The organism is Achromobacter pulmonis, assembly GCF_002885955.2.
In the GTDB taxonomy this organism is placed as follows: Bacteria; Pseudomonadota; Gammaproteobacteria; order Burkholderiales; family Burkholderiaceae_B; genus Achromobacter; species Achromobacter pulmonis_A.
In genome coordinates this window covers 121,322-147,395 of the sequence record NZ_POQS01000004.1, presented here as the reverse complement: position 1 = coordinate 147,395, position 26,074 = coordinate 121,322, and the positions used below count along the sequence as shown (strand labels likewise).

At 67.5% G+C, this 26,074-nt stretch carries 29 protein-coding genes; 19 read left to right on the top strand and 10 right to left on the bottom strand.

All coding sequences use genetic code 11. The features are described from left to right. Positions 1-44 precede the first annotated feature (44 nt). Complete coding sequence (gene fba / locus C1I89_RS15705; RefSeq protein ID WP_102773642.1) at positions 45-1,109, top strand: class II fructose-bisphosphate aldolase; 1,065 nt, start codon at positions 45-47, stop codon at positions 1,107-1,109. Between the two features lie 60 nt (positions 1,110-1,169). Here fba and C1I89_RS15700 read toward each other — a convergent pair whose 3' ends face one another. Further along, positions 1,170-1,625, bottom strand: coding sequence for a GFA family protein (locus tag C1I89_RS15700; RefSeq protein ID WP_102773641.1), 456 nt, complete (start codon positions 1,623-1,625; stop codon positions 1,170-1,172). 232 nt (positions 1,626-1,857) lie between these two features. Here C1I89_RS15700 and C1I89_RS15695 point away from each other — a divergent pair, with 232 nt between their 5' ends. From C1I89_RS15695 to C1I89_RS15625, 16 genes are all read left to right on the top strand, one after another. Continuing rightward, positions 1,858-2,739, top strand: a complete 882-nt coding sequence (locus C1I89_RS15695; protein WP_102773640.1) for a phosphoribosylaminoimidazolesuccinocarboxamide synthase — start codon at positions 1,858-1,860, stop codon at positions 2,737-2,739. 129 nt (positions 2,740-2,868) lie between these two features. Further along, positions 2,869-3,534 carry a fumarylacetoacetate hydrolase family protein gene (locus tag C1I89_RS15690; protein WP_102773639.1) on the top strand — a complete coding sequence of 222 codons (666 nt, stop codon included), beginning with the start codon at positions 2,869-2,871 and terminating at the stop codon, positions 3,532-3,534. Continuing rightward, on the top strand, positions 3,531-4,286 hold the full coding sequence (locus tag C1I89_RS15685) for a fumarylacetoacetate hydrolase family protein (protein ID WP_102773638.1): 756 nt from the start codon (positions 3,531-3,533) through the stop codon (positions 4,284-4,286). Before C1I89_RS15690 ends, C1I89_RS15685 begins: the two co-directional genes overlap by 4 nt. 44 nt (positions 4,287-4,330) lie before the next feature. Further along, complete coding sequence (locus C1I89_RS15680; protein WP_102773637.1) at positions 4,331-5,308, top strand: Bug family tripartite tricarboxylate transporter substrate binding protein; 978 nt, start codon at positions 4,331-4,333, stop codon at positions 5,306-5,308. Positions 5,309-5,336: 28 nt separating this feature from the next. Beyond that, positions 5,337-6,794: a 5-carboxymethyl-2-hydroxymuconate semialdehyde dehydrogenase gene (gene hpaE, locus C1I89_RS15675; protein ID WP_102773636.1), complete on the top strand. Its 1,458-nt coding sequence runs from the start codon at positions 5,337-5,339 to the stop codon at positions 6,792-6,794. Positions 6,795-6,832: 38 nt separating this feature from the next. Then, entirely contained in the window at positions 6,833-7,807 is a 975-nt protein-coding gene (locus C1I89_RS15670; RefSeq protein WP_102773635.1) for a tripartite tricarboxylate transporter substrate binding protein, read from the top strand. Positions 7,808-7,834: 27 nt separating this feature from the next. Further along, complete coding sequence (gene hpaD, locus C1I89_RS15665) at positions 7,835-8,752, top strand: 3,4-dihydroxyphenylacetate 2,3-dioxygenase (RefSeq protein WP_102773634.1); 918 nt, start codon at positions 7,835-7,837, stop codon at positions 8,750-8,752. Positions 8,753-8,756: 4 nt separating this feature from the next. Then, on the top strand, positions 8,757-9,197 hold the full coding sequence (locus tag C1I89_RS15660) for a 5-carboxymethyl-2-hydroxymuconate Delta-isomerase (protein WP_102773633.1): 441 nt from the start codon (positions 8,757-8,759) through the stop codon (positions 9,195-9,197). Between the two features lie 3 nt (positions 9,198-9,200). After that, on the top strand, positions 9,201-10,037 hold the full coding sequence (gene hpaH, locus C1I89_RS15655) for a 2-oxo-hept-4-ene-1,7-dioate hydratase (protein ID WP_102773632.1): 837 nt from the start codon (positions 9,201-9,203) through the stop codon (positions 10,035-10,037). A 2-nt stretch (positions 10,038-10,039) separates the two neighbouring features. Beyond that, positions 10,040-10,870 (top strand): aldolase/citrate lyase family protein, encoded by an 831-nt coding sequence (locus C1I89_RS15650; protein WP_102773631.1) that lies wholly within the window; start codon positions 10,040-10,042, stop codon positions 10,868-10,870. An 80-nt stretch (positions 10,871-10,950) separates the two neighbouring features. Further along, the gene (gene hpaR, locus C1I89_RS15645) at positions 10,951-11,439 is read left to right on the top strand and encodes a homoprotocatechuate degradation operon regulator HpaR (protein ID WP_102773630.1); all 489 of its coding nucleotides are present in this window, start codon (positions 10,951-10,953) and stop codon (positions 11,437-11,439) included. Positions 11,440-11,506: 67 nt separating this feature from the next. Continuing rightward, positions 11,507-11,665: a DUF5993 family protein gene (locus C1I89_RS34535; RefSeq protein WP_219929589.1), complete on the top strand. Its 159-nt coding sequence runs from the start codon at positions 11,507-11,509 to the stop codon at positions 11,663-11,665. A 10-nt stretch (positions 11,666-11,675) separates the two neighbouring features. Continuing rightward, on the top strand, positions 11,676-12,248 hold the full coding sequence (locus C1I89_RS15640; RefSeq protein WP_102773629.1) for a disulfide bond formation protein B: 573 nt from the start codon (positions 11,676-11,678) through the stop codon (positions 12,246-12,248). Positions 12,249-12,354: 106 nt separating this feature from the next. Then, positions 12,355-12,870, top strand: coding sequence for a 5-(carboxyamino)imidazole ribonucleotide mutase (purE, locus tag C1I89_RS15635; RefSeq protein ID WP_168202163.1), 516 nt, complete (start codon positions 12,355-12,357; stop codon positions 12,868-12,870). A gap of 5 nt (positions 12,871-12,875) precedes the next feature. Continuing rightward, the gene (locus C1I89_RS15630; protein WP_102773628.1) at positions 12,876-14,066 is read left to right on the top strand and encodes a 5-(carboxyamino)imidazole ribonucleotide synthase; all 1,191 of its coding nucleotides are present in this window, start codon (positions 12,876-12,878) and stop codon (positions 14,064-14,066) included. 8 nt (positions 14,067-14,074) lie between these two features. Beyond that, on the top strand, positions 14,075-15,124 hold the full coding sequence (locus tag C1I89_RS15625; RefSeq protein ID WP_102773627.1) for an L-threonylcarbamoyladenylate synthase: 1,050 nt from the start codon (positions 14,075-14,077) through the stop codon (positions 15,122-15,124). A 182-nt stretch (positions 15,125-15,306) separates the two neighbouring features. On the opposite strand, the gene C1I89_RS15620 is transcribed toward C1I89_RS15625, so the two are convergent. Genes C1I89_RS15620 through C1I89_RS15605 form a run of 4 tightly spaced genes read right to left on the bottom strand, consistent with a single transcriptional unit; the run spans position 15,307 to position 18,511 of the window. After that, on the bottom strand, positions 15,307-16,134 hold the full coding sequence (locus C1I89_RS15620; protein WP_102773626.1) for an IclR family transcriptional regulator domain-containing protein: 828 nt from the start codon (positions 16,132-16,134) through the stop codon (positions 15,307-15,309). After that, entirely contained in the window at positions 16,134-16,775 is a 642-nt protein-coding gene (locus tag C1I89_RS15615; RefSeq protein WP_102773625.1) for a 3-oxoacid CoA-transferase subunit B, read from the bottom strand. Before C1I89_RS15615 ends, C1I89_RS15620 begins: the two co-directional genes overlap by 1 nt. 10 nt (positions 16,776-16,785) lie before the next feature. Continuing rightward, positions 16,786-17,466 (bottom strand): 3-oxoacid CoA-transferase subunit A, encoded by a 681-nt coding sequence (locus C1I89_RS15610; protein WP_102773624.1) that lies wholly within the window; start codon positions 17,464-17,466, stop codon positions 16,786-16,788. A 46-nt stretch (positions 17,467-17,512) separates the two neighbouring features. Further along, positions 17,513-18,511 (bottom strand): Bug family tripartite tricarboxylate transporter substrate binding protein, encoded by a 999-nt coding sequence (locus C1I89_RS15605; protein ID WP_102773623.1) that lies wholly within the window; start codon positions 18,509-18,511, stop codon positions 17,513-17,515. 313 nt (positions 18,512-18,824) lie between these two features. On the opposite strand from C1I89_RS15605, the gene C1I89_RS15600 reads away from it, so the two are divergent. Beyond that, a complete protein-coding gene (locus C1I89_RS15600; protein ID WP_102773622.1) occupies positions 18,825-19,847 on the top strand; it encodes an amino acid ABC transporter substrate-binding protein in 1,023 nt (340 codons plus the stop codon). A 37-nt stretch (positions 19,848-19,884) separates the two neighbouring features. On the opposite strand, the gene C1I89_RS15595 is transcribed toward C1I89_RS15600, so the two are convergent. The 5 genes from C1I89_RS15595 to C1I89_RS15575 all read right to left on the bottom strand — a co-directional run bounded on the left by C1I89_RS15595 (position 19,885) and on the right by C1I89_RS15575 (position 25,321). After that, entirely contained in the window at positions 19,885-20,295 is a 411-nt protein-coding gene (locus C1I89_RS15595) for a Zn-ribbon domain-containing OB-fold protein (protein ID WP_102773621.1), read from the bottom strand. A gap of 3 nt (positions 20,296-20,298) precedes the next feature. Next, the gene (locus C1I89_RS15590; RefSeq protein WP_102773620.1) at positions 20,299-21,468 is read right to left on the bottom strand and encodes a thiolase domain-containing protein; all 1,170 of its coding nucleotides are present in this window, start codon (positions 21,466-21,468) and stop codon (positions 20,299-20,301) included. A gap of 14 nt (positions 21,469-21,482) precedes the next feature. After that, a complete protein-coding gene (locus C1I89_RS15585; protein ID WP_102773619.1) occupies positions 21,483-22,463 on the bottom strand; it encodes a Bug family tripartite tricarboxylate transporter substrate binding protein in 981 nt (326 codons plus the stop codon). 53 nt (positions 22,464-22,516) lie between these two features. Further along, on the bottom strand, positions 22,517-24,073 hold the full coding sequence (locus C1I89_RS15580; protein WP_102773618.1) for an AMP-binding protein: 1,557 nt from the start codon (positions 24,071-24,073) through the stop codon (positions 22,517-22,519). Between the two features lie 282 nt (positions 24,074-24,355). Continuing rightward, a complete protein-coding gene (locus C1I89_RS15575; RefSeq protein ID WP_102770808.1) occupies positions 24,356-25,321 on the bottom strand; it encodes an IS5 family transposase in 966 nt (321 codons plus the stop codon). 121 nt (positions 25,322-25,442) lie between these two features. On the opposite strand from C1I89_RS15575, the gene C1I89_RS15570 reads away from it, so the two are divergent. Continuing rightward, positions 25,443-26,021 (top strand): TetR/AcrR family transcriptional regulator, encoded by a 579-nt coding sequence (locus tag C1I89_RS15570; protein WP_102773617.1) that lies wholly within the window; start codon positions 25,443-25,445, stop codon positions 26,019-26,021. Positions 26,022-26,074 lie beyond the last annotated feature (53 nt).

The window sequence follows — 26,074 nt, the reverse complement described above, 5'->3', positions numbered from 1 at the left end:
ACTTCAACCATCTTTCAATAGACAGTACCTAAGGAGGACCACTCATGGCCCTAGTCTCCATGCGCCAGTTGCTCGACCACGCCGCCGAGCACGGCTACGGCATTCCCGCTTTCAACGTCAACAACCTGGAGCAGGTCCAGGCCATCATGGAAGCCGCTGCGGAGACCGACAGCCCCGTGATCATGCAGGCCTCGGCCGGCGCGCGCAAATACGCGGGCGAAGGCTTCCTGAAGCACCTGATCCAGGCCGCCGTGGAATCCTATCCGCACATTCCCGTGGTCATGCACCAGGACCACGGCCAGTCGCCCAAGGTCTGCCAGGGCGCCATCGACCTCGGCTTCTCCAGCGTCATGATGGACGGCTCGCTGAAGGAAGACGGCAAGACCATCGCCGACTACGACTACAACGTCGAAGTGACCAAGAAGGTCGTCGACGTGGCCCACAAGCTGGGTGTGACGGTCGAAGGCGAACTCGGCTGCCTGGGCTCGCTGGAAACCATGCAGGGCGACAAGGAAGACGGCCACGGCGCCGACGGCAAGCTCACCATGGACCAGCTGCTGACCGACCCGGAACAGGCCGCCGACTTCGTGCGCAAGACCCAGCTCGACGCCCTGGCCATCGCCATCGGCACCAGCCACGGCGCCTACAAGTTCACGCGCAAGCCCACCGGCGACATCCTGTCGATCTCCCGCATCAAGGAAATCCACGCCCGCCTGCCCAACACCCACCTGGTGATGCACGGCAGCTCCAGCGTGCCGCAGGAACTGCTGGCCGAGATCCGCGAATTCGGCGGCAACATGAAGGAAACCTACGGCGTGCCCGTCGAGGAAATCCAGGAAGCCATCAAGTACGGCGTGCGCAAGATCAATATCGACACCGATATCCGTCTGGCCATGACCGGCGCGATCCGCCGCTTCTTCGCCGAGAACCCCGAGAAGTTCGACCCGCGCGAATACCTGAAGCCGGCCCGCGCCGCCGCCAAGGCCATCTGTGTGGCCCGCTACACCCAGTTCGGCACCGCCGGCAACGCCAGCAAGATCAAGGCCCTGCCGCTGACCGAAATCGCCGCCCAGTACGCCTCGGGCAAGCTGGCGCAAGTGGTGCAGTAAGCACGCTCGGCAGTGCGGAAGAACGGGCCCGTATTCATGCGGGCCCGTTTTTTTTATGGTCTAGGCGGCGGGCCCGTTGCCGGCGTAGTGCGGGATGCTGCGGTCCACGTGGTGCCAGGACGGCGCGGAACCGGTCCACAGGCTGGCGCGGGCGTGGAAGGCCTCGGGATCGTCCAGCGAGCCGGCCCGCACGATTTCGTAGTCCATGCCTTCGGAGCCGCCGAACAGCGGCGTGCCGCAGGCCGCGCAGAAGCTGCGCATGACGGTGTGGCCGGAGTCGCCCTTGTAGCGGTGCTCCTTGGCCTGGCCGCGCAGCAGCGTGACCGAGCCGGCCGGAAAGATCAGCGCGTGGGCCGGGGCGCCGCCGCTGGAATACTGGCAGTCCCGGCAATGACAGGTGGCGGCGGTCAGGGGCTCGTCGGTGACGGCGTAGCGGACCGCGCCGCACTGGCAGCCGCCGGTCAGGTGCACTTGCGCGTCGGCGGCGGGCCTGCGTTTGAGGGAAGCATCCTGCATACGGCTTGGTCTCCGGGTGGAAGGGGTGCGCCGTGACGCCTGCGGCGGTCGGCGCGCATGGTAAGAGACCACAGCCTAACGCCTGCGCCGGGCGGCGTCGAGGGGAGGGCGGCCGGGCGCCGTCGGCAGCGCCGGGCCGTTTTGCAGTAACCTATGCGCCTTGCAGGTTCGACTTTCCCGCCCTGGCGCTGCCCGAGGCGGGAATCTTCATTATTGCCATAGGCCATTTCCCGTGACTTCTGCTTTGCATCAATCCAGCATCAAGTCCTTGCCGCTGCTGGGCCGCGGTAAGGTGCGCGATATGTACGCGGTAGGCGACGACAAGTTGCTGATCGTCGCGTCGGATCGCATCTCCGCGTTCGACGTGATCCTCGACGACCCCATCCCCGGCAAGGGGCAGGTGCTGACCGAGCTGACCGAATTCTGGCTGCAGAAGCTGGCCCATATCCTGCCCAACCACTCCACCGGCATCAAGCCCGAGGACGTGGTCGCGCCGGACGAGGTGGACCAGGTGCGCGGACGCGCCGTGGTGGTCAAGCGCTTGAAGCCCATCCTGGTCGAGGCCGTCGCCCGCGGCTACCTGATCGGCTCGGGCTGGAAGGACTACCAGGCCACCGGCTCGGTGTGCGGCATCGCGCTGCCGGCCGGCCTGCAGCAGGCCAGCCAGCTGCCCGAACCCATCTTCACGCCGGCGGCCAAGGCCGAATTCGGCATGCACGACGAAAACGTCGACTTCGCCCACGTGGTCAAGGAAGTCGGCCAGGAAATGGCCGAGCGCATCCGCGACGTGACCCTCAAGCTGTACGCCGAGGCCGCGCGCTACGCCGCCACCAAGGGCATCATCATCGCCGACACTAAGTTCGAATTCGGCCTGGACGACGACGGCACGCTCTACCTGATGGACGAAGTGCTGACGCCCGATTCCTCGCGCTTCTGGCCGGCCGACGGCTACCGCGTCGGCATCAGCCCGCCTTCCTTCGACAAGCAGTTCGTGCGCGACTGGCTGGAAACCCAGACCTGGGACAAGACGCCGCCGGCGCCGCGCCTGCCGCAGGACGTGCTGGAAAAGACCGCCGCCAAGTACCGCGAGGCCCTGGACCGTCTGATCGCCTGACCGGTCCCAGGCGCACGAAAAGCCGCTCGCCACGAGCGGCTTTTTTTTCGCCTAGGGGTAATCCTGAGTTTGCGTTATCGGGGTTTTAGTTAACATGGTAATTGTTACCTCGTTAATTAGATCCCGATCATGCAGACTCCGCACTCCATCCGGCGCGACGGCACCGTCTACGGGGCATTGCTCAACGACCGCGCCACCCTCGAACGCCTGGCGCCCCAGTTCGACGGCGCGCCCTACAAGGCCGCGCCCAAGGCGCCGGTGCTCTACATCAAGTCGCGCAACACTTACGCCGCCGACGGCGCCGTGGTGGAGATCCCCGCCGATCCGGGCGTGGTGCGCATCGACGCGACCATCGGCCTGGTAATCGGGCGGCCCGCCAGGCAGGTACCGGCGGCCCAGGCCATGAGCCACGTGGCCGGCCTGGTGATCGTCAGCGACCTGACCCTGCCGCACGAGAACTACTACCGTCCCGCCGTCGTGCAGCGCAACCGCGACGGCTTCTGCCCGATGAGCGAAGTGCTCCAGGGCCAGCCCGGCTTCGATCTCGACCAGGCCGCGCTGGGCGTGCGCGTCAACGGCCAGCAGGCCTACGAGCGCAGCTTCGCCACGCTGCTGCGTCCCGCCGCGCAGCTGATCGCCGACGTGACCGAATTCATGACCCTGGCCGAGGGCGACGTGCTGCTGCTCGGCCCCGGCGAAGGCTCGCCCGTGGGGCGCGCCGGCGACCGCGTCACGATCACCGTGCCCCGTCTGGGCGAATTGAGCCACAGCCTGGCAGAGGAGAAGCAGGCATGAAGCGCGGACGCATTGTTTACGAGAACCGGACCTGGGACGTCACCGAAGGCGAGGGCGGGGCGGTCAGGCTGCCCGACGGCCGCCTGCTGGCCCAGGCCGACGTGCAATGGCTGCCCCCGATCGAATTCGGCACCATCATCGCGCTGGGCCTGAACTACGCCGACCACGTCAAGGAACTGTCGCGCGAACTCACGGTCACGGCCAAGGACGCGCCGCTGGTATTCCTGAAGGGGCCGAACTCGCTGGTCGGCCATCGCGGCCGCACGCCGCGTCCGCGCGACGCCGCCTTCATGCACTACGAATGCGAGCTGGCCGTGGTGATCGGCCGCCAGGCCAAACGCGTGCGCGCCGCCGACGCGATGGCCTGCGTGGCCGGCTACACGGTGAGCAACGACTATGCCGTGCGCGACTACCTGGAGAACTACTACCGCCCCAATCTGCGGGTCAAGAACCGCGACGCCTCGACCGCGATCGGTCCCTGGCTGGTCGACGCGGCCGACGTGCCGGACCCGCACGCGCTGGGCCTGCGCACCCGCGTCAACGGCCAGGTCACGCAAAGCGGCAACACCGGCGACATGATCCACCGCATTCCCGAACTGATCGAGTACCTGAGCGGGTTCATGACGCTCATGCCCGGCGACGTGATCCTCACCGGCACGCCCGACGGCGTGGTCAACGTGCAGGCCGGCGACGTGGTCGATACCGAAATCGACGGCATCGGCACGCTGACCAACACCTTGGCCGAGGCCTGATTCCATCGTTTCTTGTTGCGCAACGACATCCAGGAGAAAGCGCCATGCGCTGCAATATCCGTCTTGCCGCCGCCATGCTGGCCGCGGCCGCCTCGCTGACCGGTTTCGGCGCGTCAGCCCAGAACTATCCCAATCAGCCCCTGCGCTGGGTAGTGGGCTACCCCGCGGGCGGCGGCACCGACTTCCTGGCGCGCACCACCGGCGCGCAGCTGTCGCGGCAGCTGGGCCAGCCCGTAGTGGTGGAAAACCGCCCCGGCGCGGGCGCCATCATCGCCTCGGAATTCGTGGCGCGCGCGCCCGGCGACGGCTACACCGTGCTGTCGGCCGACAACGGCGTGCTGATCTACAACAGCGCGCTCTACAAGCAGCTCAACTACGAGCCGCAAAGGGATTTCGCGCTGCTGGGCATGATGGGCCGCTCGCCGCTGGTCATCACCGCGGCGCCCAATTCCGGCTTTACCGACGCCAAGAGCCTGCTGGCCGCGCTCAAGGGCGCGCCGGGCAAGTACGGCATCGCCACCGCCGGCGTCGGCAGTCCCCACCACCTGGCGCTGGAACTGTTCCAGCGCGAGGCCCAGGTATCGGTGCTGCACGTGCCCTACAAGGGCGGCGCCCAGGCGCTGCGCGACCTGATGGGCGGGCAGGTGCCGCTGATGATGCTGGACCTGCCCAGCGGCGTCAGCGCGGTGAAATCCGGCAAGGTCGTGCCGCTGCTGGCCATGTCGGCCGAGCGCATCCCGCAGCTTCCCGACGTGCCCACGGCGAAAGAGCTGGGCTTTGCCGGCGTCGAAGCCTATACCTGGCAGGGCCTGGCCGTGCCCGCGGCCACGCCGCGCGACGTGCAGGAACGCCTGAGCGCCGAATTGCAGAAGGCCATGGGCGATGCCGACGTGCGCCAGAAACTCTACGACGCCGGCTGGGAAGCGCGTCCCACCAACGCCGCGGACATGAACGCCTACGTCGCGGACGAAAGGCAGAAATGGCGCGCGCTCATCAAGAGCCGCAATATCAGTCTGGATTGAATATCGCCCGTATCACGCAAGAGAAGCCATGAAAATCGATCACCTGATCAACGGCAAGATCGTTGCCGGCAAGAATTATTTCGAAACCGTCAATCCCGCCACCCAGGACGTGCTGGCGGAAGTCGCCGCCGGCGGCGAGGCCGAAGTCGACGCCGCCGTGCGGGCCGCGCAGGAAGCCTTTCCCGCCTGGGCGGCCAGGCCCGCGGCCGAGCGCGCCAGGCTCATGCACAAGCTGGGCGAGCTGATCACCCGGCACGTGCCGGAGATCTCGCAGACCGAGACCAACGACACCGGCCAGACGATCAGCCAGACCGGCAAGCAGCTGGTGCCCCGCGCGGCCGACAACTTCCATTACTTCGCCGAGATGTGCACGCGGGTGGACGGCCACACCTATCCCACTTCCACGCACCTTAACTACACGCTGTTCCATCCGGTGGGCGTGTGCGCGCTGATCTCGCCGTGGAACGTGCCGTTCATGACGTCCACCTGGAAGGTCGCGCCCTGCCTGGCTTTCGGCAATACCGCGGTGCTCAAGATGAGCGAGCTTTCGCCGCTGACCGCGGCGCGCCTGGGCGAGCTGGCGCTGGAAGCCGGCATCCCGGCCGGCGTGCTCAACGTGGTGCACGGCTATGGCAAGGAAGCGGGCGAGCCGCTGTGCGTGCATCCGGGCGTGCGCGCCATTTCGTTCACCGGCTCGACCGCCACGGGCAATCGCATCGTGCAGGCCGCCGGCCTGAAGAAATACAGCATGGAGCTGGGCGGCAAGAGCCCCTTCGTGATCTTCGACGACGCCGACCTGGACCGCGCGCTGGACGCCGCCGTGTTCATGATCTTCTCCAACAACGGCGAGCGCTGCACCGCCGGCAGCCGCATCCTGGTGCAGCAGGGCGTCTACGCCGGGTTCGTGGAGAAGTTCGTGGCCCGCGCCCGGCGCGTGAGCGTGGGCGATCCGCTGGACGAGCAGACCATCATCGGCCCCATGATTTCCCGCGGCCACCTGGCCAAGGTGCGCAGCTATATCGAACTCGGGCAGAAAGAGGGCGCCTCCATGCTGTGCGGCGGCCTGGACGCCCCGGCGGTGCCCGACCGCGTCAGGCACGGCAACTTCGTCGCGCCCACTGTCTTCGCCGACGTGGACAACCGCATGAAGATCGCCCAGGACGAGATCTTCGGGCCGGTCGCCTGCCTGATTCCGTTCAAGGACGAGGCCGACGCCATCCGCATCGCCAACGACACCGCCTATGGCCTGTCCAGCTATGTCTGGACCGAGAACGTCGGCCGTGCGCACCGCGTGGCCGCGGCCATCGAGGCCGGCATGTGCTTCGTCAACAGCCAGAACGTGCGCGACCTGCGCCAGCCTTTCGGCGGCACCAAGGCCTCGGGCACCGGCCGCGAAGGCGGCACCTGGAGCTACGAAGTGTTCTGTGAACCGAAGAACGTGGCCGTCGCCACCGGCTCGCACCCTATTCCGCACTGGGGCGCGTGAGCGTCTGAAATCCCGATAGCACGATAAAGGAGACAACCATGCAACGCCGCCACTTTCTGCAGCTTTGTTCCGCCGCCGCGCTGGCCGCTACCGCCGGGCCGGGCCGCGCCCAGTCCGGCGACTGGCCGGCCAGGCCCCTGCGCGTCGTCGTGCCGTTTCCGCCGGGCGGCACCACCGACATGGTGGCGCGCCTGATCGGCGCCGAGCTGGGCAAGCAGCTGGGCCAGAGCGTCGTCGTGGAAAACAAGCCCGGCGCGGGCACGGTGATCGGCGTGGACTACGTGGCCAAGCAGCCGGCCGACGGCTACACCTTCGTCTGCGTGGCCAACAGCTTCACGGCCAACAAGACGCTGGTCAAGAAACTGCCCTACGACACCGACAAGGATCTGCAGCCCGTGGCGCTGATGGGCCTGTCCGAGCACGTGCTGGCCACCCATCCGTCCAGCGGCCTGAAGACCCTGGCCGACCTCAAGCAGGCGGCGCTGGCCAAGCCCGACACGCTGACCTACGCCTCGTTCGGCAACGGCACCTCGGCGCACCTGGCCGGCGCGCTGCTGTGCCAGATGATGGGCGTGGACATGGTGCACGTGCCCTACAAGGGCCAGGGCCCGGCGCTCACCGACCTGCTGGGCGGGCAGGTCAGCGTGATGTTCGGCAACTGGTCGGAATTCCGCAGCCACGTCGAAAGCGGCAAGCTGGTCGCCCTGGGCATGGCCACGCGCCAGCGTTCGCGCTTCGCGCCCGACGTGCCGACGCTGGCCGAGCAGGGCGTGGACCTGGAGTCGAACTCCTGGCAGGGCCTGCTGGCGCCGGCGGGCACGCCCGACGCCGTGGTCCAGCGCGTCAACGCCGAAGTCAACAAGGCGCTGGCCGCGCCCGGCGTGGTGGAGGTTTTCGCCAAGAGCGGCGTGGTCTCGCGGGCCGGCTCGGTGGCGCAGTTCGAGCAGTTCGTCCACAGCGAGATCGGCAAATACGGTGAGATCATACGGCGCGCCAACATCACCACGGGCTGACGCGCCATCGTTTTCAAGGGAACCATCATGGGTAAGCTAGCACTCGCAGCCAAGGTCACGCATGTTCCATCCATCTATCTGAGCGAACAGGACGGCCCGCGCAAGGGCACGCGCCAGGACGCCATCGACGGCCTGACGGAGATCGGCCGGCGCTGCCGCGAGGCCGGCGTCGACACCATCGTGGTGTTCGACACGCACTGGCTGGTCAACGCCGGCTACCACATCAACTGCGCGCCGAACTTCAAGGGCCTGTACACCAGCAACGAGCTGCCGCACTTCATCAGCAACATGGGCTTCGAGTTTCCCGGCAACCCGGCGCTGGGCAAGCTGCTGGCCGAGACGGCCAACGCGTTCGGCGTGGAGACGTTGGCGCACGACGCCACCACGCTCGATCCCGAGTACGGAACGCTGGTGCCCATGCGCTACATGAACGCGGACCGGCAGTTCAAGGTGGTCTCGGTCTCCGCCATGTGCACGGTCCATTACCTGAACGACAGCGCCCGCCTGGGCTGGGCGATCCGGCGCGCCATTGAGGACAAGTACGACGGCACGGTGGCCGTCCTGGCCAGCGGCTCGCTGTCGCACCGCTTCGCGCAGAACGGGCAGGCGCCCGACTTCGCGTTCAGGATCTGGAGTCCGTTCCTGGAACAGCTGGACCGCGAAGTGCTGCGCATGTGGCAGGCCGGCGAATGGAAGGCCTTCTGCGGCATGCTGCCCGAGTACGCGGCCAAGGGCCACGGCGAAGGCTTCATGCACGACACGGCCATGCTGCTGGGCGCGCTGGGCTGGTCGGACTACGACGGCCGGGCCGACCTCGTGACGCCGTACTTCGCAGCCTCGGGCACGGGGCAGGTCAACGCGGTCTTTCCGGTGACGCCGCAGGACGGCGCCGCCATTCCCGCGGCGCAGGCCACGGCCGGCGCCGCGCCGGCGGGGAGGCTCTGACGCCATGCCTCACGTCGTCATCCTCTATACCGGCAACCTCGAAGCGCAGGCCGACATGGGCGGCCTGTGCCGGGCCGTCGCCGACGCCATGCTCACCGTGCGCGCCGAAGACGGCAGCCAGGTCTTTCCCACCGGCGGCACGCGCGTCTACGCCTATCCGGCGCCGCATTACGCCGTGGCCGACGGCGGCGCCGCGGGCCGGGCCGCCGGCGGCGACGGCGACTACGGTTTCGTCTACGTCAACCTGCGCATGGGCGCGGGCCGCTCCGACGCCGTCAGGCGGGCCGCCGGCGACGCGATCGCGGGCAGCGCCCGAAAGCACCTGGCGCCGCTGTTCTCCGATCCGCGCAAGCACCTGGGCCTGACGGTGCAGGTCGACGAAGCGCCGGGCCAGGTCTACGACGCCAAGCACAGCACCCTGCATCCCTTGTTCACGAAGAAATAATCCATGTTTTCCGCAGAACTCCTGACCCGGCTCGCGCAGGAACTCGACCAGAGCCAGAAATCGCGCCAGCAGATCGAACATTTCTCCAAGCGCTTTCCCGACATGACGGTCGAGGACGGCTACCGCGTGTCGCGCGAATGGGTGCGCATGCAGACCGCCGCGGGCCGCAAGGTCATCGGCCATAAGATCGGCCTGACCTCGCGCGCCATGCAGATCGCCAGCCAGATCGACGAGCCCGATTACGGCACGCTGCTGGACTCCATGCTCTACACCTGCACCGAAGGGCAGGTGCTGGACATTCCGTTCGGCAACTTCATCGCCCCGCGCGTGGAAGTGGAGCTGGCCTTCGTGCTCAAGGCGCCGCTGGCCGGCCCCGGCCTGCCCGGCGGCAAGGAAGTGACGCTGGACGACGTGCTGGCCGCCACCGAATACGTGACGCCGGCCATCGAGATCATCGATGCGCGCATCGAGCAGTTCGACCGCCACACCAAGGCGATGCGCAAGGTGTACGACACCATCAGCGATAACGCGGCCAATGCCGGCATCGTGGTCGGCGCGCGCCGCGCCGCGCCGGCCTCGCTGGACCTGCCCTGGTGCGGCGCCGTGCTGCGCCAGAACGGGGCGGTGGAGGAAACCGGCCTGGCCGCCGGCGTGCAGGGCCATCCGGCGATCGGCGTGGCCTGGCTGGCCAACAAGCTGGCGCCCTGGGGCGAATCGCTGCAGCCCGGCCAGCTCGTGCTGGCGGGATCGTTCACGCGGCCGGTGGCCGCCCGGCCCGGCGACCTGTTCGAAGCCGACTACGGCCCGCTGGGCGCGCTGCGCTTCAGGATGAAAGCATGACGATGACCACGCCAACCCAAACCCCCGTCAACCGCTTCAAGGCGGCCATCGCGCAGAAACAGGCCCAGATCGGGTTGTGGCTGGGCCTGGGCAGCCCGTACTCGGCGGAGATCTGCGCCGGCGCCGGTTTCGACTGGCTGCTGATCGACGGCGAGCACGGCCCCAACGACACGCTGACCCTGCTGTCGCAGCTGCAGGCCATCGCCGCCTATCCCGGCGTCGATCCCATCGCCCGCGTGCCCATGGGGCACGGCGAGGTCGGCGAAATGCTGATCAAGCAGTACCTGGACGTGGGCGCGCAGACGCTGCTGGTGCCCATGGTCGACACGGCGCAGCAGGCCGCGCGCATCGTGCGCGCGGCGCGCTACCCGCAGAACGACGGCCAGGGCGGCATACGCGGCATGGGCGGCGCGCGCGCGTCGGCCTGGGGGCGCCGCGCGGCCTACTACCACGAAGCCAACGCCCAGGTCTGCGTGCTGGTGCAGGTGGAGACGCTCGAAGGCCTGCGGAACCTGGACGCCATTGCCGCGACCGACGGCGTGGACGGCGTGTTCATCGGCCCGGCCGACCTGTCCGCGGCCATGGGCCACGTGGGCGATCCCGGCCATGCCGAGGTGCAGGCCGCGATCGGCGACGCGATCGCGCGCATCCAACGGGCCGGCAAGGCCGCCGGCATCCTGACCGCCGACGAAGCGCAGGCCCGCCATTACCTGGATCTGGGCTGCAGCTTCGTGGCCGTGGGCCTGGATACCCGCCTGCTGGTGCAGGCCACCAGCGCCCTGGCCGGCCGCTACAAGCGCGCGCAGCCGGCGCCGCAGGGGGGCGCGTATTGACCGGAATCGCGCCGCCCGGCCGCCCGGGCCCATGTCATGGCCCGCTTGTATACAATTTGGCGCTCCCTTGCGCCATTGCCATGACAGAACCCCAGACCCCCGCCGCATCCCGACCCCTGCGCTCGTTTTCCCGCTCCCTGCCGATGGCCTTGCTCCAGGCCCGCGAGTCGGTCATGGTGCGCTTTCGCCCCATGCTGCGCGAGCACGGACTGACGGAGCAGCAGTGGCGGGTGCTGCGCGCCATGTCGGCGGCCGGACGCAGCCTGCGGCCCATGGAAATGGCGCAGATGACCTTCATCAGCATGCCCAGCCTGTCGCGCCTGTTGAAGACGCTGGAGGCCAAGGAACTGATACACAGGAGCCGCCTGAACGACGACCTGCGCGGCGCGGAGTTCGGCCTGACGGAGGCGGGCTGCATGATCGTGGCCGAGATCGCGCCGCATTCGGAATCCACCTACGCGGAAATCGAGAGCCTGGTGGGCGCCGAAGACGTGGAGCTGCTGTACCAGGTGCTGGAGCGCGTGGTGCGCCGCCTGGGCGTGCCGAGTGACGGACCGGATTCGGCCTGAATTCCGATAACATTTATTGCGCATTGTTACGCTATACTTCACCGCGACCCAGACAGGAGCGCTACGTATGGTAATGATGCTGCCTTTCCTGACCGGCCTGGTCGCAGTGTGGTTCGGGATGCTAGGAAAGCGCCGCCCCTGCGTGACCTTCTGGCTGCTCACCCTCGCGATCTACGCCGCCTGGTGCCAGTACCACATGACCAGCCCGCTGGCGCTGTCGTTCTGAGGGCGGGCGCATGATCTTCTCCCTCAATCCCGCGCGCGGCTCGCGCATCCTGAACGGCCTGGCCCTGCTGGGCGTCACCGGCGTGCTGGGCGTGGCCTTTTTCTGGCAGTTCGCCTATGGCGAGCTGCCGTGTCCGCTGTGCCTGTTGCAGCGCGTGGCCCTGGTCATGGCTGGCGTGGGTTTTCTGCTGAACCTGCGCATGGGCCCGTCGCCGATGCACTACGCGATGAGCATCGCCGGCGCGCTGGGCGGCATGCTGGCCTCGGGCCGCCAGGTGCTGCTGCACATCATGCCGGGCGACCCGGGCTACGGCGAGCCCTTCATGGGCCTGCATTTCTACACCTGGGCCTTCATCGCCTTCGTGGCCATCATCGTGTTCTGCGCGGTGATGCTGTCGGTGGACCGCAAGTGGGGCGACAGCATGCTGAAAAAGCCGCTGCCGGCCATCGGCATCGTGGTCATGGCCCTGTTCTTCATCGCGGTGCTGGCCAACGTCGGGGCCACCACGCTGGAATGCGGCTTCGGACCCTGCCCGGACGACCCCACCACCTATCTGTTGCTGGATTCCGGCTCGCCCCGCTAGCGTCCCGCCCCGGACGGGTAAAATAGCCGGTTTCGCGGCCTGGTTCCGCGGTCCTTCCGACCTTGCCGCGGCCCTGGCGCCGCGGTCTCAACTTCAGACACCGGTTATGACAGCCAAGACTTCCGCAGAGGCCACCCCCGTGGTGGGCGTGATTATGGGTTCTTCCAGCGATTGGGAGGTCATGAAACACGCGGTCGCCATGCTGGAGGACTTCGGCGTGCCCTGCGAGGCGCGCGTGATTTCCGCGCACCGCATGCCCCAGGACATGGCCGAGTACGGCGCCGCCGCCCACGCCCGCGGGCTGCGCGGCATCATCGCCGGCGCCGGCGGCGCGGCGCACCTGCCGGGCATGATGGCGGCGCTGACCGAAGTGCCGGTGTTCGGCGTGCCGGTGCCGTCCAAGTACCTGCGCGGCGAAGACTCGCTGCTGTCCATCGTGCAGATGCCCAAGGGCGTGCCGGTGGCCACCTTCGCCATCGGCGAAGCCGGCGCCGCCAACGCCGCGCTGCACGTCATCGCCACCCTGGCCGCCACCGACGCCGGCCTGCACCAGAAGCTGGTGGCGTTCCGCGCCCGCCAGACCGAGGCCGCGCGCGCTATGAAGGTTCCGCCCGAGGCCTGATCAGAATGACTCATTCCACTGCTTACACGATTGCCCCCGGCGGCTGGCTGGGCCTGCTGGGAGGCGGCCAGCTGGGCCGCATGTTCTGCCACGCGGCGCAAAGCCTGGGCTACAAGGTCGCGGTGCTGGACCCCGCCGCCGAGTGCCCGGCCGGCATGGTGGCCGACCTGCACATCCAGGCCGCCTACGACGACGAGGACGGCCTGGCCCGCCTGGCCGCCACCTGTCAGGCCGTGACCACCGAATTCGAGAACGTGCCGGCCGACAGCCTGCGCACGCTGGCCACCCGCTGCCGCGTCAGCCCGGCCGGCGACGCCGTGGCCATCGTGCAGGACCGCATCGCCGAAAAAACCTTCATCGCCGCCCAGGGCATCGCCGTGGCGCCGCACGCCGCCATCCGCAGCGAAGCCGATCTGCGCGCCGCGCCGGACAGCCTGTTCCCGGGCATCCTCAAGGTGGCCCGGCTGGGCTATGACGGCAAGGGCCAGGCCCGCATCGCCACGCGCGACGAGGCGCTGGCCGCCTTCGCCGAATTCGGCGGCGTGGCCTGCGTGCTGGAAGCGCTGATGCCGCTGGACTACGAAATCTCGGTGGTCCTGGCGCGCGGCTTCGACGGCGCCAGCATGGTGTTTCCGGTGGCGCGCAACGTGCACCGCGACGGCATCCTGGCGGTCTCCACCGCCGCGCCGGTCCAGCAGGACGCGGCCCATGCCGAACGCCAGGCCCGCGCCACCGAGGCGGCGCAGGCCATCGCGCAGGGCCTGGGCTACCACGGCGTGCTGTGCGTGGAATTCTTCGTGCTCCAGGACGGCAGCCTGATCGTCAACGAAATCGCGCCGCGCCCGCACAACAGCGGCCACTACACCATGGACGCCTGCCTCACCAGCCAGTTCGAGCAGCAGGCGCGCGCCATGGCCGGCCTGCCGCTGGGCGGCACCGACCTGCTGGCGCCCGCGGTCATGCTGAACATCCTGGGCGACATCTGGTATCCGTCGGCCACCGCCACCACGCAGCGCGAGCCCGACTGGGCCGCCGCGCTGGCCGTGCCCACCGCCAAGCTGCACCTGTACGGCAAGCGCGAAGCGCGCCGCGGCCGCAAGATGGGCCACATCAACATCGTGGCGCCCACCTTGCAGCAGGCCCGCGACGACGCCGCCCGCGTGGCGGCGGCGCTGGGCATGCAGGCTCCGGAATAAGCGACGCCATGAACGCCTTGCCCACTGCCTGCGCCGGCGACGCGGAGATCGCCCTGGCCGCCCGCCGCCTGCTCGAAGGCGGCCTGGTCGCCTTTCCCACCGAGACCGTCTACGGCCTGGGAGCGGACGCCGAGAACGCGCAGGCGGTGGCGCGGATCTACGCGGCCAAGGGCCGCCCGTCCAACCATCCGGTCATCGTGCACATCGCGCCGCAAGGCGACGTGTCTTATTGGGCGGCCGAAGTGCCGCCGGAAGCGCGCCTGCTGATCGACGCGTTCTGGCCCGGTCCCCTGACCCTGATCCTCAAGCGCGCCGCGCACATCGCCGACACCGTCAGCGGCGGCCAGGACAGCATCGGCATCCGCTGCCCCTCGCATCCGGTGGCGCAGGCGCTGCTGGCGGCCTTCGCGGCCGGCAAGCCGAACGGGCAGGGCGGCGTGGCCGCGCCCTCGGCCAACAAGTTCGGCCAGGTCTCGCCCACGCGCGCCGAGCACGTGCGCAGCGAATTCCCCGGGGAAGTCGCCGCCGGCATGCCGGTGCTCGAAGGCGGCGCCTCGGACGTCGGCATCGAATCCACCATACTCGACCTGTCGCGCCTGGACCGCGGCGCCGGCCCCGTGCTGCTGCGCCCGGGCCACATCAGCGCCGCCCAGATCGAAGCCGTGCTGGGCGTGCAGGTGTTCGCCCCGGACGCGGCCGCGCCGCGCGCCTCGGGCACGCTCAAGGCCCACTACGCGCCGCGCACGGCGCTGGAACTGGCGTCCGACGCCCGCCTGCGCGACGTGATCCAGGGCCGCGACCTGCCGGCCGGGCGCGTGGTCGCCGTCGCCTATGGCGAACCGCCCGCCGCGCTGGACCCCCGGGTGCAATGGCAGTCCGTGCCCGCCGACCCGGCGCGCTACGCCCAGGCCCTCTACGGCCTGCTGCGCGACCTGGACCAACAGGGCTATGCCCGCATCATCGTGCAGGCCCCGCCCGCCACCGAAGCGTGGCATGCCGTCAACGACCGCATCGGGCGCGCGGCCGCGGCGTTCACGCTGGATACGACGGATTTGTGATGGTTCAGGGGCGGCTGGCGCCGTCTGATGGGTTTCGCGCGTTGGAGATATGAGTTCTTGCTCAAGGACTCTCGCGCTGCACCCATCCTACGTTCGACGGTTCGATGCAATCGGTCGAACGTAGGATGGGTGCAGCGCGAGAAAACCTGAAGAAAAACCGGACATCGAACGCGCGAAACCCATCACGCCGCCAGAAACTCCCCGATCCGCTCCACCGCCTGGCGCAGCGGCGGCAGGAACTCCTCGGTCAGCCGTTGCAGCGGCACCCTGGCGGCCTTGACGCTGACGTTGACCGCGCCGCAGGCCTTGCCGCTGGCCGAGCGCACGGGCACCGAGATGGCGCGCACGTTCAGTTCCAGTTCCTGGTCGACGACGGCATAGTCCTGTTCGCGGATGCGCGCGAGTTCGGCGCGCAGCCGGTCCTCCGACACCACGGTGAATTCGGTATAGGGCTGCAGTTCGGTCGCCGCGAAGTAGCGGGCCAGCGCGGGCGGCGGCAATTGCGCCAGCAGCACGCGGCCGATGGAGGTGCAATAGGCCGGCAGCCGGCTGCCCAGCCCCATCGACGTGGCCAGCAGGCGATGGACCTCGGAGCGCGCGAGGTACAGCATCTCGTGGCCTTCCATGATGGCCAGCGCGCAGGTTTCGTTGACCGTGGCGCTCAGTTCCTCCAGCACCGGCTGGGCCAGCGAGACGAAGGGCGTGGATGAGAAATAGGCATAGCCCAGCCCGAGGATGCGCGGCGTAAGCACATAGAGCCGGCCGTGCTGCTCGGCCATGCCCAGCAGGGTCAGCGTATGCAGGCAGCGCTGCACCACGGCGCGGGGCAGGCCGGCGCGGCGGCTCAGTTCGGCCGCGGTCTGCGGCTGGCGGCGCGTGCCGAAGGCGCGGATCACGTGCAGGCCGCGCGCCAGCGTCAGCATGTAGTCCGGATCGCCACGCAGCAGGTCGGGGTGATCCTCCGCCGCCAGCGGCGCGGCGTAACCGGGAGGGGGCAGGTTGGGCGGCATCAGTCTGCGCGCAGCGGCGCGCCGGTGCGTTCCTGCAGCGTTTTCAGGGTCATGCCGTCGATCATATCCCGGACCCGCAGCCCCTCGGGCGTGACGTCGATGACTGCGAGGTCGGTGTAGATGCGGTCCACCACGCCCGCGCCGGTCAGCGGATAGGTGCAGCGTTCGACGATCTTGGGCTCGCCGCTCTTGGTGGTGTGCTCCATCATGATGTAGACGCTGCGCGCGCCCACCGCCAGGTCCATCGCGCCGCCCACCGCGGGCGGCTCGCCCGGGCGGCCGAGCGACCAGTTGGCCAGGTCGCCGTTGGCCGCCACCTGCATGCCGCCCATGACGCAGATGTCCAGATGGCCGCCGCGCATCATCGCGAACGAATCCGCGTGATGGAAGTACGAGCCGCCGGCCAGCAGCGTCACCGGCTGCTTGCCGGCGTTGATCAGGTCCAGGTCGGCCTCGCCCTCGGCCGGCGGCGGGCCCATGCCCAGGATGCCGTTCTCGCTGTGCAGCACGATTTCGCGGCCGGGCGGCAGGTGCGCGGCCACCAGCACCGGCATGCCGATGCCCAGGTTCACATAGCTGCCTTCGGGAATGTCGCGGGCCAGGCGGCGCGCCATGGCCTCGCGGCTCAGGGGTTGGAACATGCGGACTCCTTCAGCTCGAGAAGGCGGCGTCGGCCACCTGCGTCACGCGCTTGACGAAGATGCCGGGCGTGACCACGGCTTCCGGCGGCAGCTCGCCCAGCGCCGCCTTGGCGCGCACCTGCACGATGGCGGTGCGCGCCGCCATGCACATCACCGGACCGAAGTTGCGCGCGCTCTTGTTGTAGGTCAGGTTGCCCCAGCGGTCGGCGCGGTCGGCCTTGACCAGGGCGAAGTCGCCGTGCAGCGGTTCCTCGAACACGTGGCCGCGGCCGTTGATGATGCGCGTCTCCTTGCCGCGCGCCAGTTCGGTGCCGTAGGCCGTGGGCGTGTAGAAGCCGCCCAGGCCGGCGCCGGCCGCGCGCAGGCGTTCGGCGATGGTGCCCTGCGGCACGCATTCCAGTTCGATGCGGCCCTGGCGGTACAGATCGTCGAAGACCCAGGAATGCGAGGCCTTGGGAAACGAACAGATCACCTTGCGCACGCGGCCGGCCTTGATCAGCGCGGCCAGGCCGGTTTCGTGGTTGCCGGCGTTGTTGCTGACCACGGTCAGCTCGCGCGCGCCCTGCGCGATCAGCGCATGGATCAGTTCGGTCGGCATGCCGGCTCCGCCGAAGCCGCCGATCAGCACCGTGGCGCCGTCATGGATGTCCGAGACCGCCGCCTCGGGGCTGTCGTAGAACTTGTCGATCATGGAGAACTCCCGTCGGGGCAGGGCGCGGCGGGCGCGCCCGCCGCCTTTAGTTCACGGTGATGTGCGCCTGCTTGATGATCTCGGCGTAGCGCTCCGAGTCCTTCTTCATCAGGGCCGCGAACTGCTCGGTGGTGCCGCCCACGGGCAGGAAGCCCGCGTCCAGGAATTTCTGCCTGACGTCGGGCTCCTTGACGATCTCGCTGATCTCGCGCGCCATGCGCTCGATGATGGGCTTGGGCGTGTTGGCGGGCGCCATCAGCCCGGCCCAGGAGCCGGTCACGAAACCGGGCAGGCCGGCTTCTTCCATGGTGGGGACGCCGGGCTCGGTCGGCCAGCGCTCCCTGCCCGTGAAGGCCAGCGCCTTCAGGCGGTTCTGCTTGACGTACTGCATCGGCACCAGGATGGGGTCGAACACCATGGACACGCGTCCGGCCAGCAGGTCGGCCAGGATGGGGGCGCTGCCCTTGTAGGCCACGTGGGTCATGGTGATCTTGCTCTGCAACGCGAAATCGGCGCCGGTCAGGTGCGCGCTGGAGCCATTGCCGCTGGAGGCGTAGGTGAGCTTGTCCGGATTCTTGCGGGCGTACTCCACCAGCTCCGCCACGCTCTTGGCCGGCACGTCCTGGGCCACGAACAGGAACAGCGGCAGGTCCGCCATCTGCACCACGGGCGTCAGATCGGCCGGGCCGTAGTTCAGCTTGTACAGGTGGAAATTGATGATGTAGGCCGGCAGCATGGACAGGAAGGTATAGCCGTCCGGCTCGGCCTTGGCGGCGATGGCCGAGCCCAGGCTGCTGTTGGCCCCGGGCCGGTTCTCGACCACGATGGTCTGGTTCAGGCGCGGGCCCAGCTTTTCCATCACGATGCGGGTCACGATGTCGGTCGAGCCGCCCGGCGTGTAGGGCACGATGATCTTGATGGGCTTGCTGGGCCAGTCGTCGGCCGCCTGCGCCGGGCCGGCCGCCAGGCCGGCGGCGGCCAGGGCGGCGCACATCAGGGTCTTGAGGGTATGGCGGCGTAGCCGCGCGTTGCTTGCAAGGGCCATGGAACTTTGTCTCCTCCATGAGTCGGCGGACTGGGGGGCGCATGTAGCGCGCCTTTTCTTGTGGCGCGCCGCGGCGATCGGCCGCGGCGCGAAAAAAGTATTGCATGCAAGCGCGGGCCGCCGAGACGCCGGGCGGGCCGATAAAGTTCGATCACCGGACAGCCTGTAAACGCCGGGCCCGCGGGGCGCGGACCCCGGGTTTCCACTAGGATGCGTTCCGTTGTTCGCACCGTGGACATCGCTTAATCTGGCTCGGTTTGCGCCGCGGCCGAGCCCGCAGGCCGGCACGGCGTCCATCTCAGGAGAGGCAAAAATGAAGCGGTCCATCTTGTTTGCTGCCGGCGCGCTCGCCCTGGCTTGCGCATCCCAGGCGGCGGTGGCGGGTCCCACGCTGGATGCGGTGAAGAAAAAAGGATTCGTGCAGTGCGGCCTGACCGACGGCGTGTCGGGCTTTTCGGCGACCAACAGCAAGGGCGAATGGGAAGGCCTGGACGTGGACATCTGCCGCGCGGTGGCCGCGGCCGTGTTCGGTGATTCGACCAAATTCAAGGGCACGGCGCTGTCGACCCAGCAGCGCTTCACCGCGCTGCAATCGGGCGAGGTCGACGTGCTGCTGCGCACCGTCACGCTGACCCAGACCCGCGATACCTCGCTGGGCCTGTCGGCCGTGGCCGCCAGCTTCTACGACGGCCAGGGCATCCTGGTGAACAAGAAACTCGGGGTCAAGAGCGCCAAGGAACTCAACGGCGCCACGGTCTGCGTGCAGCCCGGCACCACCACCGAACTCAATCTGGCCGACTGGTTCCGCGCCAACAACATCGAATTCAAGCCGGTCGTGATCGACAAGGTCACCGAAGTCGTGCGGGCCTTCGAATCGGGACGCTGCGACGCCTTCACCGACGACTCCTCGCAGCTGGCCGCCGTGCGCGCCACCCAGGTCGCCAACCCCGACGACTATGAAATCCTGCCGGAGCGCTTCTCCAAGGAGCCGCTGGGCCCGATGGTGCGCCAGGGCGACGAGAACTGGCTCGGCATCGTGCGCTGGACCCTGTTCGCCCTGATGGAAGCCGAGGAATACGGCATCACGCAGAAGAACGTGGACGAAATGCTCAAGAGCAAGAACCCCAACGTTTCGCGCATCCTGGGCGTGACGCCGGGCGCCGGCAAGAACATGGGCCTGGATGAAAAATGGGCCTACAACGCCATCAAGGCGGTGGGCAACTACGGCGAGATCTTCGAACGCAACGTAGGCAAGGGCAGCAAGCTCGGCCTGGAGCGCGGCACCAACGCCCTGTGGAGCAAGGGCGGCGCCATGTATCCCTGGCCGATCCGCTGACCGGAATGTGCATGGACGGCCGCCCCGCGCGGCCGTCCTACGGTGCGAGGGTGAAGTAAGGCGCGTAGCGCCCGTCCGGCGTCTGTCGGAACACGGCGGATACGCGCTGCCCGATCCGCAGCGCGCGCAGGTCGCAATCGACCATATTGCTCAGCAGGATCGGGCCTTCGTCGAGTTCGACGTAGGCCAGGGCATAGGGCGGATCGGCGCGCTCGATGATGCTGAACGCGTACAGGCTGCCTTGGCCGCTCGCCGGTTCCCAGCCGGTATCGTCGCCGCCGCACAGCGGGCACACGACGCGCGGATACCAGTGGGCGCGCCGGCATCGGTTGCAGGTCTTCAGCAGCAATTGCCCCTGCTGCGCGGCGGCCCAGAATGGCGCGGTCTCGGGATACGCCTGGGCGTAAGGGTCGTTCTGATGGGCGGTTGCGTCGCTAGGCTGGTTCACGCCTTACTCCCGTTCGAAGATCAAGGTGGAATGCGCATGGGCCACGCCCATGACCAGGCCCGGACCCGATGCCAGCGCCAGGTTGCAGCCGGGCACCTGCACGGCCGGATGCGCTTCGCCGCGCAGCTGGCGCACCGCTTCGATCACTTTCGTCATGCCGCCGCGGTTCGACGGGTGGTTATTGCACAGTCCGCCGCCGTCGGTGTTGAAAGGCAGCTTGCCGCGTCCGGAGATGAGATTGCCTTCGGCCGCATAGGCGCCGGCCTGCCCCTTCTTGCAGAACCCCAGGTCTTCGAGCTGCATCAGCACCATGATGGTGAAGTTGTCGTAGATCGACGCGTATTTCACGTCGTCGACCGCGATGCCCGCCTCGGCGAAAGCCAGCTTGCCGCTGGCGACGGCGCCGGAAGTGACCGGGTCGATGTAGCCGCCACGCGCAGTCTTGATGCTTTCGCCCGCGCCGATGATCTTGACGAGCGGACGCGCGAGACGCCTGGCGATTTCCGGGCTGGTCAGCACCAGCGCCCCGCCGCCGTCCGTGATGACGCAGCAATCCATGCGATGCAGGGGGCTGGCGATGATGGGCGAGGCCAGCACGTCCTCGACGCTCACCGGCGTGCGCAGCGCCGCGTGCTCGTTGTATTGCGCATGGTGCGCGGCCGCGACCTTGACGGCGGCCAGCTGCGCCGAGGTGGTGCCGTACTCGTGCATGTGGCGCTGCGTCAGCATGCCGTATATGCCCGTGATGGTGGACCGGTACGGGCGGTCCCAGGGCGTTTCGGGGCGCTCCGGACCCAGCTCGCGCGGCGCCGTGCCCGTGGCCATGCCGCTGCTCTTGGGCTTGCCGGCCAGGGTGATCAGGGCCACCGAGCATTTGCCTTGCGCGATGGCGAGCGCGGCATGGCGCACGTGCACCATGTAGGAACAGCCGCCCAGCTCGGTGCCGTCCACCCACTTCAGGTCCAGGTTCAGGTATTCCGCCATGGACAGGGGGCTGCCGCCCGGCGCGTCGCCGGCGCAGAAATAGCCGTCCACGTCCTTGATGTCCAGCCCGGCGTCGCGCAGCGCGCCGAGCGCGCATTCGGCGTGGAGCTGCGTGACCGATTTATCGGGCGCGTAGCGCGTGGGATGCTCGTATGCGCCCGCGATGTAGGCCTTGCCTTTGAGTGTCATGAGCTTTCCACCGGTCATTGTTTTGGAATGTTGCCGTCGCGGATGACGCGGCCCCACTTCGCATACTCGTCCTGCACGAATTTCGCGGTCTGGTCCGGCGTCGCCACCACGGGAATCAGCGCTGCGGCATCCAGGGTCTTGCGCAGGTCGGGATCGGACTGCGCGTCGTTGACCGCCTGATTCAGGCGGGCCGTCACGTCGTCCGGTGCGCCCTTGGGCAGGAACGCCGCCATCCAGCCGACCACCTCGAAACCCGGCACGCCCGATTCGGCGATGGTGGGCACGTCCGGCAATTGCGCTTCGCGCTTGGCCGTGGTGACGGCAATCGCCTTGATCTTGCCGGACTTGATCTGGCTGATGGCCGCGCCGATGTTGGCGAACATGAAGTCCACGTGGCCGCCGATCAGCGCCGACATGGCTTCGGACGGGCCGCTGTAGGGCACGTGCATGTATTCCAGGCCCTTGACCTCCTGCTTCAGCAATTCGGCGGCGAGGTGGGCGGAGCTGCCGATGCTGCCCGAGGCGTAATTGATGTCGCCGGGCTTGGCCTTGATGTACTTGATGAATTCGTCGAAGGTGTTCGCCGGAAATGAGGCGTTGACCACCAGCACGTTTCCGTTCAGGCCGAACATCGCCACCGGCCGGAAGTCCTTGAGCGGGTCATAGGGCGTAGACGTCATCAACTGCGGATTGATGGCGTGGGTGACGTTGGTGCCCAGCAGCAGCGTGTAGCCGTCGGAGGCGGAGCGCGCCACGTAGTTCGCGCCGATGAGCGCGCCCGCGCCCGGCTTGTTCTCGGTGACGATCGGCTGCTTGAGCGCATCCGACATGTATTTCGCGAAGGTTCTGCCGGTCAGGTCGGTGACGCCGCCCGGCGCGAAGGGGACGATCAGCTTGATGGGCCGGGCCGGGTAGGGCTCCTGCGCGTGAAGCGGGGCGCTCGCCATGCCCAGGGCCAAAAGGCATGCTTTGAAAATGCGGTGTCTGATGCGCATCGTTGTCTCCTTGGTTGCCCGTAGGCCGGCTTGTTTATTCAGGGTGGCTTCGCTCAGCCGACCTGGCGGTCGCGGCCGGTCCAGTACCGGCTTCTGATGGTTTTGCGGTCGATCTTGCCCAGCGCCGTGAGCGGCAGCCGGTCTTCGAACATCACGGTCTTCGGCGCATTCACCACGCCTTTGTGCCGGGTCACGTATTCGATGATCGCGGCGGCGTCGGCGCGCGCGCCGTCCTTGAGCACCACGATCGCCGTGACGGCCTCGCCCCACTTCTCGTCGGGCACGCCGATGACGGCGGACAGCGCGACGTCGGGATGCTGCGCCAGGCAGTTCTCGACTTCGCTGGGATAGACGTTGAAGCCGCCGGAGATGATCATGTCCTTCACCCGGTCGACGATGTACAGATAGCCCGCGGCGTCCATGCGCGCCATGTCGCCGGTGTGCAGCCAGTCGCCCGCGAAGACCTTGTCGTTTTCTTCCGGCCGGTTCAGATAGCCCTCCATCACCAGCGGGCTGCGCACGCAGAGTTCGCCTATCTCGCCCGTGGGCACTTCCTGCAGGTTCGCGTCCAGCAGCTTCACCTGGTTGCCGGCGATGGCCTGGCCGCAGGAGCGCAGCAGTTCGGTACGCCCGGGGTCGTGGTCCTGGCGGCGCAGGTAGCAGATGGTCATCGGCGCTTCGGCCTGGCCGTACACCTGGCCGAATACCGGGCCGATCCTGCGCAGCGCGTCCAGCAGCCTGGACGGCGCCATGGGGGCCGCGCCATAAAGAACCAGTTCGAGGCTGGAGCAGTCGCTGGCGGCCAGCGCCGGATGGTCCAGCAGGCCGTAGATCTGCGTCGGAACCAGGAAGGTGAAATTGATGCGGTGGCGCTGCACCCGCTCCAGAAAGCCGGCCGGCGTGTACTTGTCGCTCAGGTAGACGGCGCCGCCGCGCAGAAAGGTCGGCAGGATCAGGCCGCCCGCCGCGTGCGAGATCGGCGTGGTCACCAGATACCGCACATGCCGCGGCCACTCGTACGCGCCCAGCATTTGCAGCGTCATGGTGACGGCGGTGCGATGAGTCTGCAGAATGCCCTTGGAACGGCCGGTGGTGCCGCCGGTGTAGGACAGCTTGGTGATGTCTCCGGGCCGGGCGTCCAGCGGCAGCTCGCCGCCGTCCATCGCCGCCGCTTCCCGGACCATGCCGCCGTCCAGCGGCAGCACCATGGGCACCGCGCCGCGCGCCTCGATGGCCTGGGCGCGTTGCGCGTACTTGCTGTCGTCGACCACCAGGGCCCGCACCTGCGCGTCCTGCAGCACGAAGACGTGGTCCTCCTCGGAGGCCATCGGGTGCAGGGCGACCGACTTCAGGCCGATGAACTGCGCCGCGATGATGGCGGCGATGGCCTCGGCGCGGTTGCCGACGAGAAAGGCAATGGCGTCCTGCCGTTGCAGGCCTTTGGCGCGCAGCAGCCGCGCGTAGCGATGGCACATCGCCTCCAGCTTGGCGTAGGAAAGCGCGGCCTCGTCGGAGACGATGGCCGGGGCATCGGGAAACGCCCTGAACGACGTACGGTACAGGGCGGCGACCGTGGCGCCTTCATGCAGGGAATCGTGGGGAAGGCGCATCGGGTCTCCGTTGTTCTTTTGGTACTGAAATCTATGTTTCGGTACCGATTTGAAATGACAAACGGTACTGTGTCAATATTGTTGGTACCAAAACAGAGGGCTCCCGGACTAGGTGTTTTACCTAGGGAAGGTCTGAAGAACTCGATTTCAAACATCCAAAAATCGACCTCATGACCAAAGTATTCAAAAATGGTTAAAAACTGCTCAAATCATCGCCACTTTCGGGTTGTTTGCACCCCGATCAGGCCCGTTTTCGGGCCTGTTGGCGCTTTTTGGGCGCACTTACCCTGCCACCGCCGTCAACGGGCGGCGTGCCATCCAGATATTGGACAGCGTAAACAACATTTTCAAATGCGCAGTGTTCTTGGCCAGTCCACGGAATCTGACTTTACGAAACCCGAATTGGCATTTGATGACACGAAACGGATGCTCAACCTTGGCTCGAAGACTGGATTTGGCCCGCTCAATGTTTTGCGTCAAACGATCAATTGCGCTGTTACCCAAGGCGCGCCGTTTGCCGGGGCGCATGGCAATGTGCCAGGTTACGTCACGCCCTTGGTGCTCGGGTCGTTTGTCTACGCCTTGATAACCGGCATCGCCAAAAGCCAACGTTTCTTCACCATGCAGCAACGCAGCCGCCTGAGTAACATCATGCTCATTGGCAGCGGTGCCCACCACCGTGTGGACCAGCCCGCTGTGAAGATCAACCCCAATGTGGGCCTTCATCCCAAAGTGCCACTGGTTTCCCTTTTTGGTCTGATGCATCTCGGGGTCCCGCGTGCCGCTGGCGTTCTTGGTCGAGCTGGGTGCATCGATAATTGTGGCGTCCACAATGGTGCCTTTGCGCACCTGAATGCCTTGATCCTGCAACAGCAGGTTGACCGCCTCAAGCGCTTGGTCGGCAATGTTGTGCTGCTCGAGCAGATGACGGAAGTTCAAAATGGTGGTCTCGTCCGGCACACGACCTCCAGGCAGTTTGGCAAACTGGCGCATCGAAAAGCTGTCGTACAGCGTCTCTTCCATGGCCGGGTCCGACAGCGAAAACCACAGTTGCATGAAGTAGATGCGCAGCATCGTTTCCAGCGGATACGGTGGACGACCGATGCCCGGTTTGGGGTAATGCGGATCGACCAGATCGGCAAAGAGCTTCCACGGCACCGCACGCTCCATCTTGGCCAGAAACTTCTCACGGCGCGTTTTCTTGCGTTTGCCAACGTACTCGGCTTCGGAAAAACTCAACTGGCTCATCGGGTTCACTCGGATCGGACTGTTTTCAATAACTTATATTCTGACAGGTTCGTTGGACTTGTTCAGAGGTTCCCTAGGCGTCGTAGAATGCCCCCTCTCATCCACAGGCAAGCGGCGATACATGGCGAAACGACGTACCGACGAGGTTTTCATCAAGGAACTGACCGCGTTGCTGATCGTCGAGGGCGTGTCCGCGCTGACCATTGCCGACATTGCGCAGCGCATGCAGTGCTCGCGCCGGCGTCTCTACGAAATCGCGCCCACCAAGGAAGAGCTGTTCGTCAATATTTGCCGGCAGGTGCTGCAGGGCAACCTGGAGAAAGGGTTTGCCGCCGCGCGCGAGCAGGCCGACGGCGCCAGGGCGATCGCGGCCTATCTGCACGCGACGCTGAACGCATCCGGCCTGAGCAAGGCGGCCCTGACCGACCTGGACGCGACCGAGAGCGGCCGCGCGGTGTTCGACGCCTATCAATTGGCGCGGGTGCGCGGGCTGGAGTCCATGATCGAAGAGGGCGTGCGCCAGGGACTGCTGGCGCCGCACAATCCGCGCGTGCTGTCGGAAGCCATCCTGGGCGCGGCGCACCGCCTGAGGAACCAGCGGTTTCTGGAGGAAACCGGCCTGACGATCGGCGCGGCCTTCGCCGAGTTCTACGAAGTCGTGCTCAACGGCCTGCTGGCCAGGCCGCCGGCCGGCACGTGATTTCGGACAGCGGAAATTGACCGCCGAACCGGGAATGGTTCCATCCGTTCGCG

Bases quoted from the DNA above. Each gene is read 5' to 3' on its own strand.
- C1I89_RS15585 (WP_102773619.1), bottom strand. From the start codon at position 22,463: ATGCGCATCAGACACCGCATTTTCAAAGCATGCCTTTTGGCCCTGGGC.
- C1I89_RS15630 (WP_102773628.1), top strand. From the start codon at position 12,876: ATGACTCATTCCACTGCTTACACGATTGCCCCCGGCGGCTGGCTGGGC.
- C1I89_RS15590 (WP_102773620.1), bottom strand. From the start codon at position 21,468: ATGACACTCAAAGGCAAGGCCTACATCGCGGGCGCATACGAGCATCCC.
- hpaE (WP_102773636.1), top strand. From the start codon at position 5,337: ATGAAAATCGATCACCTGATCAACGGCAAGATCGTTGCCGGCAAGAAT.
- C1I89_RS15615 (WP_102773625.1), bottom strand. From the start codon at position 16,775: ATGTTCCAACCCCTGAGCCGCGAGGCCATGGCGCGCCGCCTGGCCCGC.
- C1I89_RS15580 (WP_102773618.1), bottom strand. From the start codon at position 24,073: ATGCGCCTTCCCCACGATTCCCTGCATGAAGGCGCCACGGTCGCCGCC.
- C1I89_RS15610 (WP_102773624.1), bottom strand. From the start codon at position 17,466: ATGATCGACAAGTTCTACGACAGCCCCGAGGCGGCGGTCTCGGACATC.
- C1I89_RS34535 (WP_219929589.1), top strand. From the start codon at position 11,507: ATGGTAATGATGCTGCCTTTCCTGACCGGCCTGGTCGCAGTGTGGTTC.
- C1I89_RS15690 (WP_102773639.1), top strand. From the start codon at position 2,869: ATGCAGACTCCGCACTCCATCCGGCGCGACGGCACCGTCTACGGGGCA.
- C1I89_RS15640 (WP_102773629.1), top strand. From the start codon at position 11,676: ATGATCTTCTCCCTCAATCCCGCGCGCGGCTCGCGCATCCTGAACGGC.
- hpaH (WP_102773632.1), top strand. From the start codon at position 9,201: ATGTTTTCCGCAGAACTCCTGACCCGGCTCGCGCAGGAACTCGACCAG.
- purE (WP_168202163.1), top strand. From the start codon at position 12,355: ATGACAGCCAAGACTTCCGCAGAGGCCACCCCCGTGGTGGGCGTGATT.
- C1I89_RS15620 (WP_102773626.1), bottom strand. From the start codon at position 16,134: ATGCCGCCCAACCTGCCCCCTCCCGGTTACGCCGCGCCGCTGGCGGCG.
- C1I89_RS15660 (WP_102773633.1), top strand. From the start codon at position 8,757: ATGCCTCACGTCGTCATCCTCTATACCGGCAACCTCGAAGCGCAGGCC.
- hpaD (WP_102773634.1), top strand. From the start codon at position 7,835: ATGGGTAAGCTAGCACTCGCAGCCAAGGTCACGCATGTTCCATCCATC.
- C1I89_RS15605 (WP_102773623.1), bottom strand. From the start codon at position 18,511: ATGGCCCTTGCAAGCAACGCGCGGCTACGCCGCCATACCCTCAAGACC.
- C1I89_RS15650 (WP_102773631.1), top strand. From the start codon at position 10,040: ATGACCACGCCAACCCAAACCCCCGTCAACCGCTTCAAGGCGGCCATC.
- hpaR (WP_102773630.1), top strand. From the start codon at position 10,951: ATGACAGAACCCCAGACCCCCGCCGCATCCCGACCCCTGCGCTCGTTT.
- C1I89_RS15625 (WP_102773627.1), top strand. From the start codon at position 14,075: ATGAACGCCTTGCCCACTGCCTGCGCCGGCGACGCGGAGATCGCCCTG.
- C1I89_RS15700 (WP_102773641.1), bottom strand. From the start codon at position 1,625: ATGCAGGATGCTTCCCTCAAACGCAGGCCCGCCGCCGACGCGCAAGTG.
- C1I89_RS15575 (WP_102770808.1), bottom strand. From the start codon at position 25,321: ATGAGCCAGTTGAGTTTTTCCGAAGCCGAGTACGTTGGCAAACGCAAG.
- C1I89_RS15685 (WP_102773638.1), top strand. From the start codon at position 3,531: ATGAAGCGCGGACGCATTGTTTACGAGAACCGGACCTGGGACGTCACC.
- C1I89_RS15680 (WP_102773637.1), top strand. From the start codon at position 4,331: ATGCGCTGCAATATCCGTCTTGCCGCCGCCATGCTGGCCGCGGCCGCC.
- C1I89_RS15670 (WP_102773635.1), top strand. From the start codon at position 6,833: ATGCAACGCCGCCACTTTCTGCAGCTTTGTTCCGCCGCCGCGCTGGCC.
- C1I89_RS15570 (WP_102773617.1), top strand. From the start codon at position 25,443: ATGGCGAAACGACGTACCGACGAGGTTTTCATCAAGGAACTGACCGCG.
- fba (WP_102773642.1), top strand. From the start codon at position 45: ATGGCCCTAGTCTCCATGCGCCAGTTGCTCGACCACGCCGCCGAGCAC.
- C1I89_RS15600 (WP_102773622.1), top strand. From the start codon at position 18,825: ATGAAGCGGTCCATCTTGTTTGCTGCCGGCGCGCTCGCCCTGGCTTGC.